Genomic DNA, 7,682 nt, shown 5'->3' on the forward strand with positions numbered 1-7,682 from the left:
AAAAAGCCTTGGTTCCCAAAGCTTTTTAATGTTATAAACTCATTAAAATAACTCCCAGTTAGATTTGGAATATTTTTTATTCTGTGTCATATAAAAATAAATAAAATGAATGGCTATAGCTAGAGCTAAAATGGTTGTTATACTCACTACTATTATAGGATTAGAAGCAAAGATTAAAGAGAGAATAAAGGCAGCCAGATAGAGTGTCGCTTGGACACAGTAGTAACTTTTCGAATAGCGAAGATAGTGTTTGTTATAGGGCCCATTTACTAGGACAGCAGCTTGAAAGAGGCCAAATCCGATATAAGAGAAGCTGGTTGCAAAGAGACGATTAGCTTCAGGATTCTGAAGAAAACTCATCGATACAGTCATCATAATAAGTCCAATGAAAATAGGATAGTGACTGTAAATTAGAAATAGTCCCTTTTGATTAGATTTTTCATCAATAGCATGGTCGAATTGACCAAAATAAAACAAGAACAGAGAAAGCATAATAATGAAATAAAGAACCGAATAAATCGAGAAATTCTCGATTGTAAAGAAGTTAGCTAGATTCGTAATCATCTCTCCAAACGTAATAATGACAAGAAGGGAGATGCGCTCGATTAAATGGGGGAGATTTACCTGGTAATGCTTATCTTTATTAAGCAAGATACTTGGCATAATAAAGATAAACAGAATACTAGCAAAGAAGATATAGACTCTAACGTAAATAGGAAGAAGAGCTGCTAGATAGACTCCTAAACTTCCTAGACCTGTTATCCATAGAAAACCTTTGGTACTTTCCCGTTCAACATCATCGGTTGATTTTCTAAAAAATTCAACCAAATATTGAAAAAATAAGGTAAGGGTTAATGTACCAATAGCCCAACAGAGATAATGAAAATATTGTTGCCAATCAGGTCCAATCATATTGGCTATAAAGAGTAAAAGTCCCATTTTGATAAACATGATTACCATGTTAAATAAAGAGTTCTTTCCATAGCGATTGGTATAATCGGTTTGAAACATCCAGGAATCGATGAGAACCAAAATAGCAATGAAAAAATCAAGGAAAGAATTCCAAGTCAAAATACCGTTATGAAGATGGTCGATTAAAGTAGTTACTTTTGAAATTGCAAAAACAAAAACTAAGTCATAAAAAAGTTCTGAAAATTCTACACGTTTATGTTTAATAAGAGTTGTCATCTTAAGACCTTTCTATTTTAGAAGTACAATTTATTATAACAGAAAATGGTAATGAGAGAAAAGGATATGCTTAAATAACTTTATGTGGCGCGAATGAACTGCGCCACAAAAGTTAGGTTTTTTCTGTCCAACTTTTGGGGTCAGTACAGAAGGGCCGCTTTTTCTATCGTTTTTAGTGCTAAGACTACACAAAAAAGCCTTGAATTTCAAGGTTTTTCCTGTTGTATGTAGATGCCCCCTACAGGGATTTGGAAAGGACTTTCATATTGAGAGCAATTAAAAATATTGAAATATAAGTGATTTTAGGTATTTTCAATGTCATGATTTAAAAATGGGACAAAAGTGGGGCAAAAACCATACAGATTCTAAACTGTATGGTTCTTTTTTTATCTAACCAAGAAAGGTTAAAACTTATTAAAACAAATGCAATCAACTGTTGAAAACTTTTTAGTCCGTGTAATATAAAAACAAGTAAAAAGTTGAACTATAGGGAATATTGTGTCATAATAGGTAATAGATGAATAATTAATAGATTGGAAATAATGCTTTCTTACCTTAACAAGTTGAATTGGTTATACATTTTTTCGTCGCAATTGTGTCTATCTCTCGAGTTTAGCTAGTTTTTATAAGCTCTGGTTTCTAATCAATATAACAAATTTTAGAAGTGCATAAGACAAGATGGTGACATTACTACAGTCATTTCTAGTCACCATATGTTGCTGGCACAGGCTGTTTGTAGTGTTGGCTATTTACTAGTCAGTTTAATCGGAGTGTTTAATTTTTATTGTTGAAAGGTTTTTATATGGCGAAAATTCTATCTTTAGGTCTGACAGGTAAGAAATTACTTGCTCAGGGGTTCTTGTTTGTTCTGCTAGGTCTCATCTTGATGGTCACGGGGACTTGGTTGCCAGTAAAGGTTATTCGACTGGTTCTGTTTTTAGCTTGGATAGCAACGGTCTTAGATTTAGTATTACGTATTTTCAAAAAAAGTCAGTCAACGGACACCTTGGGAGTTGCACTGGTTAAATTGTTAGTGCTGGGATATTTGCTTGGCTCCAATCTTGCGACGGATGTGCCGATTTATATTTTGGCTCTTGTGATTGGAGTTTATCAGATTTTTCATGCTAGTATTAACCTTGTCACCTATGTTCTCTACCGCAAAAACAAAATTCGACCTCGTTTTCGTCTCTTACTAGATGGACTCGTACTAGTTTTTCTTGGTGGGACTAGTCTTTTGTCCTCTACAGGAAATTCTGTCTTTCAACTCTTTGTATTAGGGGCTTATTTTTTCCTTTATGGTCTGTCCAATATCCGTGACGGTTTCTTATTTGAAGGGGAAATTGGGAAAAACCATCTCAAACGTCGTGTAAGAATGAGCTTACCTATTGTCCTAGCCGCTCTCATCCCTGCAAGAACTTTAGCAAAAATCAACAAATTCATGCAGGAAAATGCTGATGAGAGAGAGGATATCCATCTTGGAATGGTGAAGTCTGGTAAGACAGCGGAGCTTGAAATTTTTGTTCATACAGCTGAGACCTCTCTGTTTTCGGCAATTGGTCATGTGGATATCTGCTATCAAGGCCGTGTTATTTCTTATGGCAACTATGATCCGTCTTCTGAGACCTTATTTGGCATGGTAGGAGATGGTGTCTTATATTTCTGTGATCGTGACAAGTACATTGACCTATGTAAACGTGAGAGTCAAAAAACGCTTTTTGGTTATGGGATAGATTTGACGCCTGAAATGGAAAAAGCAGTTCAGAAAAAGTTGGCTGAATTGAAACAACTGACGATTCCATGGGAGCCAAGTGCAGATAAAATCATGACAGGTGATGGTAAGGAAGACTACACCTACGCTTATAAAATCAGACATGAGACAGATGGGGAACTTTATAAATTTATCAAATCTAAGTTTAAATCCTACTTTGTCTTATCTACAAACTGTGTGCTCTTGGCTGATACCATAGTCGGTCAGGCTGGCACCGATATCCTCTCACCCAAAGGATTTATCGCACCAGGAACTTACCAAGCTTACCTTGACCGAGAGTTTGAAAAACCAAATAGTATAGTCGTATCTAAACATGTTTATTAAGGAGAATTTATGAACTTAGTAAAAAAATACACCCCGTTAATACTTTTTATAGGGCTGGTTGCTCTTGTAATTCTGAATGCATCGAGCTTTATATCAGGAGCAATCTCTCTCTTTGATGTAATATCAACCTTGATTTATGGTGCTGTTATTGCTTTTGTGCTTAATGTTCCTATGAAAAAAATTGAACAGTACTTAGTTAAATTGAAGGTAAAGGCAGAGTTGCGTCGTCCGATTGCCATGGTACTTGTTTTCCTAGCTCTTATCTTAATCGTGATTGCTCTTTTGGTTTTGGTGCTGCCAACCCTAGCCCAGACTATTAGTCAGCTGGGAACAGTCCTTTCAACAGTCCTTACTCAACTTGGGAAATTGCTAGGCAGCTCGGAATTTGTAACCAAAGACATGTTGTCAACTATCGTATCAGGCATACAGGGACAATCTAGTTCTATTAGCCAAGCTTTGATAGGTTTTTTATCAGGTCTGACTAGTAATATCGGCAATATTTTTTCAAGTTTGATGAATGCCTTTTTGATTATAGTCTTTACCTTTTTATTTTTATCCAGTAAGGAACATCTGGCAGCGATGACGAGTAGACTTCTAAAAGTTATATTTCCAGAGAAAGTGGTGACAAAGTTAACTTACATTGGACAAGTAGCACTAGAGACTTATGACCAATTTTTGATGAGTCAGCTGATTGAAGCAGTTATCATAGGAGTTATGATAGCGGTTGGTTACAGCGTGTTTGGGATACCCTATGGAGTAATGACAGGTATATTTGCAGGAGTGCTATCGTTCATTCCTTATGTAGGGCCTATGATTGCTTGTGTTGTGGGAGCGATTTTTATCTTCACAGTGAGTCCTACTCAAGCCTTACTTTCTCTTCTTCTATATCAAGTTATACAGCTGATTGAAGGAAACCTTATTTATCCTAGAGTTGTAGGTCAGTCTATTGGTTTGCCAGCTATTTTCACGCTTGCGGCTGCTAGTATTGGAGGCAATCTCTTTGGCTTACTTGGGATGATATTCTTTACACCGATATCTGCTGTTATCTATCGATTGGTTAAGGAATTTGTCGTTGCAAAGGAAAATCAGCTAGATTAAGAAAAACTAAATTTAATAAGATATACTGAGAAGAGAGTGAGAGATTCTCTTCTCTTTTATTTTTAAATACTTTTCTACAAAAAGCTATTAGACGTTAAAAAAAGCCTTGGTTTCAAGGCTTATTTCTGTTGATTTAGATGTGCCCCCTGCAGGGCTCGAACCTGCGCCCCATAGCTTAAGAGTCTACTGCTCTACCAACTGAGCTAAGGAGGCAACAGAAAAAGCTGAGAATGTAACTTCCCAGCTATTTTAATATGCCCAAAATGGCAGCTAGATTATTTACGAAAGGCATCAAGGATATAGGTGAAACCAACAATTAAAAATGCAAAGGCAACGACATAAACGACAAAGACACTTGTAGCTACTGGATTGAACAAAATCACTAGACCTAGTAAAAATGCAAGCAACGCTATCCACATGATATGGTTGCCAATAATAGGGAAAATCAATCCCAGACGATTGCCTTTAAAGAAAGCTATAATGGCTTCTACAATTAACCAAATTCCTAAAATAGTTGGAATGACAACTGGCAGCGTCACAAAGCCATAGGCAACGAGGTAAAGAGCTAAGAGAAGATTAACAATCCCTTGGAAAAGATGAGCTGGTGAGCGAAGCTCTTTTGGTACAGAGAAATAGCCTAAAATAGCTGCTATAGAAGAAACCAGTAAACCAAATGCAATCCACCAGCTGTAAGCAACAAGATTAGCTACTGGGTTTGTAAATAGGAAAAGTCCTAAAAGGACAAAAACAACTCCTGCAAGGAATAGCAGTAAACGATTAGAAAATTTCATTTCAATACCCCCTATATAGTATAGTATAGTATAGTATAGTTTAATAATAAAAATATTATACACCTTTTTAGAGGAAATGTCAATAAACAAAATGGAAAATTTGGAAGTTTCAGTCTGATTTATGAAAAGAAAATCAGTTTTTATTATTTTGAAAATAAAAAGAGAAGATAAAATTTGTCTTCTCTACATGAAAATATTGTATGGCATCAAAGCAAAAGTAACTGGCTTTACACTATTTGTAAAGATGTAATTTGATTCAAAAAGAAAAGATAGATTTAAAATGTGGGACAAATGATGGGGTAAATCAGTTATAGACAAGCAAAAAAGCCTTGTAAATCAAGGCTTTTCCTGTTGTATTTAGATGCCCCCTACAGGGATCGAACCTGTGACCCACGGATTAAGAGTCCGCTGCTCTGCCAGCTGAGCTAAGGAGGCAAAGAAAAAAGCTGTATTGGTGCCGAAACTTCACGGTTTGTATTGAACCCGCGCAATTAAGCAGGTGGGCAACTCGCTCTAACTGAAGCTGTTTCCGTGTGAGACGGCCTACATGCTGTTAGAAGACTTTTGTTTCCCTAATAATACAAAAAATAGTCGGTCAACACTTAAGTGTGAAGTCGTACACCACAGCGTTTCTATGTTTATATAATACCACTTTTTCAAAAAAAATCAAGAGGAAAGTGCAATTTTTTGAAAAGGATTTCAGATTTTTCGCAAACGGTCGATAGCTTCCTTTCTTTGAGCCAAAGCCCGTTCATATTTACCAGTATCTTCTGCTTGGAAATAGTGATGATTGCGGATTTTTTCTGGTAGATAGTCTTGCTTGACCCAATTTCCAGGATAGTTGTGTGGATAGAGATAGTCTTGGGCATTCCCCAGTTCCTTGCTTCCACTGTAGTGCCCATCACGCAGGTGTCGCGGAATAGGCAAGTGCCCTGATGTTTTGAGGTCGGCAAGCGCCTTATCCATAGCTACATAGGCTGAGTTGGATTTTGGAGAAAGGGCCAAATCAATCACGACATTGGCAATGAGAATGCGGGCTTCTGGGAAACCAATCCTTTGTGCAGCATCCAGAGCAGTCACGGTGTGAATCTGGGCTTCAGGATTGGCTAAGCCGATATCTTCATAGGCGATAACAGTCAAGCGACGAGCGAGACTTGGCAAATCACCAGCCTCAATCAAGCGAGCAGCATAGTGGAGACTGGCATCAACATCCGAGCCACGGATGGACTTTTGCAGGGCTGAGAGTACATCGTAGTGTCCGTCTCCATCCTTATCCATAGTAATGTAGCTTCTCTGAAGACTATTTTCCATGATGTCTAGAGTGATATGGCGAATGCCCTCATCATTCTCAGGGGTAGAAAGAACAGCCAAGTCCAGTGAGTTGAAGGCAGAACGCAGGTCTCCGTTTGTAGAGGTTGCGATGAAGTCCAGCGCATCCTCATCTAGTTCTACTGGAAAATCAAAACCACGCTCAGGGTTACTTAGAGCTATCTGCAGGGCCTCTTTGACGTCTTGGTTAGACAGAGGTTCCAACTCAAAAATTTGCACCCGGCTACGAATGGCTGGCGTAACAGAGAAGAAAGGATTTTCAGTTGTAGCCCCAATCATGATGACCAGTCCACTTTCCAAGAGAGGCAGGAGGAAGTCTTGCTTGGTTTTATCTAGTCTATGAATTTCGTCAAGGAGTAGTACAAGTCCCCCTGAGAATTTAGCCTCTTCGGCGATTTCTTGCAGTCGCTTTTTACTATCAACTGTCGCATTGAAAGTTCGAAAGGCATACTTGGTCGTTCCAGCGATGGCAGAGGCAATACTGGTTTTGCCGATTCCAGGAGGTCCATAAAGAATCATGGAAGACAGGCGGTTGGCTTCCACCATGCGGCGGATGATTTTTCCTTGTCCGACCAGATGCTCCTGACCGATAACCTGGTCGATGGTTTTAGGGCGCATACGAAGCGCGAGATTGTCTGGCATAGCAGTCCTTTCTAACGTGGATTTTCTGATGTATATGTGGTAAGATGGTAGTATCTATTTTAGCATATTTCCGAGCAATCGGGGCGATTAAAGAGTCGCATAGAAAGAGGACAAAATGGCAACATACGGATTTTTAGATGTTTTAGAGGAAGAGTTGGAGAAGAACTTTCCCTTTGACTTTGAGATTAGTTGGGACAAGCGCAACCACGCGGTTGAAGTGAGTTTTCTATTGGAAGTGCAAAATGCTGCAGGTGTGGAGATGGTGGATGAAGACGGAGAGGTTTCGTCGGACGATATCCTATTTGAGGAAGCGGTACTCTTTTACAATCCTGCTAAGTCAACCGTCAATGAGGGAGACTATTTGACGGCCATTCCTTATCTGCCTAAAAAAGGATTTTCTCGCGAATTTTTAGCTTATTTTGCCCTTTTCCTTAAAGATACTGCTGAGGTTGGGCTAGATGCCCTCATGGACTTTTTGGAAGACCCAGAAGCAGAGGAATTCGTCATGGAATGGAATCAAGAAGTCTTTGAAGAAGGAAAAG

General features: G+C 38.5%; 6 protein-coding genes and 2 tRNA genes. 3 read left to right on the forward strand and 5 right to left on the reverse strand.

Annotated features, from left to right (window positions below; genetic code table 11):
* Positions 1-42: 42 nt before the first annotated feature.
* Positions 43-1,188 carry a low temperature requirement protein A gene (locus QZ565_RS06855; protein WP_295527382.1) on the reverse strand — a complete coding sequence of 382 codons (1,146 nt, stop codon included), beginning with the start codon at positions 1,186-1,188 and terminating at the stop codon, positions 43-45.
* 802 nt (positions 1,189-1,990) lie between these two features.
* Between QZ565_RS06855 and QZ565_RS06860 the strand changes: the two genes are divergently transcribed.
* Together QZ565_RS06860 and QZ565_RS06865 are read left to right on the forward strand one after the other, a co-directional pair.
* Positions 1,991-3,280, forward strand: coding sequence for a DUF308 domain-containing protein (locus QZ565_RS06860; protein WP_261056805.1), 1,290 nt, complete (start codon positions 1,991-1,993; stop codon positions 3,278-3,280).
* 9 nt (positions 3,281-3,289) lie between these two features.
* Entirely contained in the window at positions 3,290-4,378 is a 1,089-nt protein-coding gene (locus tag QZ565_RS06865) for an AI-2E family transporter (RefSeq protein WP_295527388.1), read from the forward strand.
* 140 nt (positions 4,379-4,518) lie between these two features.
* Here QZ565_RS06865 and QZ565_RS06870 read toward each other — a convergent pair.
* From QZ565_RS06870 to QZ565_RS06885, 4 genes are all read right to left on the reverse strand, one after another.
* Positions 4,519-4,591: transfer RNA gene (locus QZ565_RS06870), tRNA-Lys, on the reverse strand.
* Positions 4,592-4,653: 62 nt separating this feature from the next.
* Positions 4,654-5,169 (reverse strand): DUF308 domain-containing protein, encoded by a 516-nt coding sequence (locus QZ565_RS06875; RefSeq protein WP_000672739.1) that lies wholly within the window; start codon positions 5,167-5,169, stop codon positions 4,654-4,656.
* A 362-nt stretch (positions 5,170-5,531) separates the two neighbouring features.
* Positions 5,532-5,604: transfer RNA gene (locus QZ565_RS06880), tRNA-Lys, on the reverse strand.
* A 264-nt stretch (positions 5,605-5,868) separates the two neighbouring features.
* Positions 5,869-7,140 carry a replication-associated recombination protein A gene (locus tag QZ565_RS06885; RefSeq protein WP_050261165.1) on the reverse strand — a complete coding sequence of 424 codons (1,272 nt, stop codon included), beginning with the start codon at positions 7,138-7,140 and terminating at the stop codon, positions 5,869-5,871.
* 115 nt (positions 7,141-7,255) lie between these two features.
* Between QZ565_RS06885 and QZ565_RS06890 the strand changes: the two genes are divergently transcribed.
* Positions 7,256-7,682 (forward strand): DUF3013 family protein (locus QZ565_RS06890; protein WP_295527395.1); only part of this gene is annotated, 427 nt, incomplete at its 3' end.

This window comes from uncultured Streptococcus sp. (assembly GCF_915066115.1).
GTDB lineage: Bacteria > Bacillota > Bacilli > Lactobacillales > Streptococcaceae > Streptococcus.

Excerpts from the sequence above, each read along its gene's own strand:
- QZ565_RS06885 (WP_050261165.1), bottom strand. The coding sequence starts at position 7,140 with ATGCCAGACAATCTCGCGCTTCGTATGCGCCCTAAAACCATCGACCAG.
- QZ565_RS06855 (WP_295527382.1), bottom strand. The coding sequence starts at position 1,188 with ATGACAACTCTTATTAAACATAAACGTGTAGAATTTTCAGAACTTTTT.
- QZ565_RS06865 (WP_295527388.1), top strand. The coding sequence starts at position 3,290 with ATGAACTTAGTAAAAAAATACACCCCGTTAATACTTTTTATAGGGCTG.
- QZ565_RS06860 (WP_261056805.1), top strand. The coding sequence starts at position 1,991 with ATGGCGAAAATTCTATCTTTAGGTCTGACAGGTAAGAAATTACTTGCT.
- QZ565_RS06875 (WP_000672739.1), bottom strand. The coding sequence starts at position 5,169 with ATGAAATTTTCTAATCGTTTACTGCTATTCCTTGCAGGAGTTGTTTTT.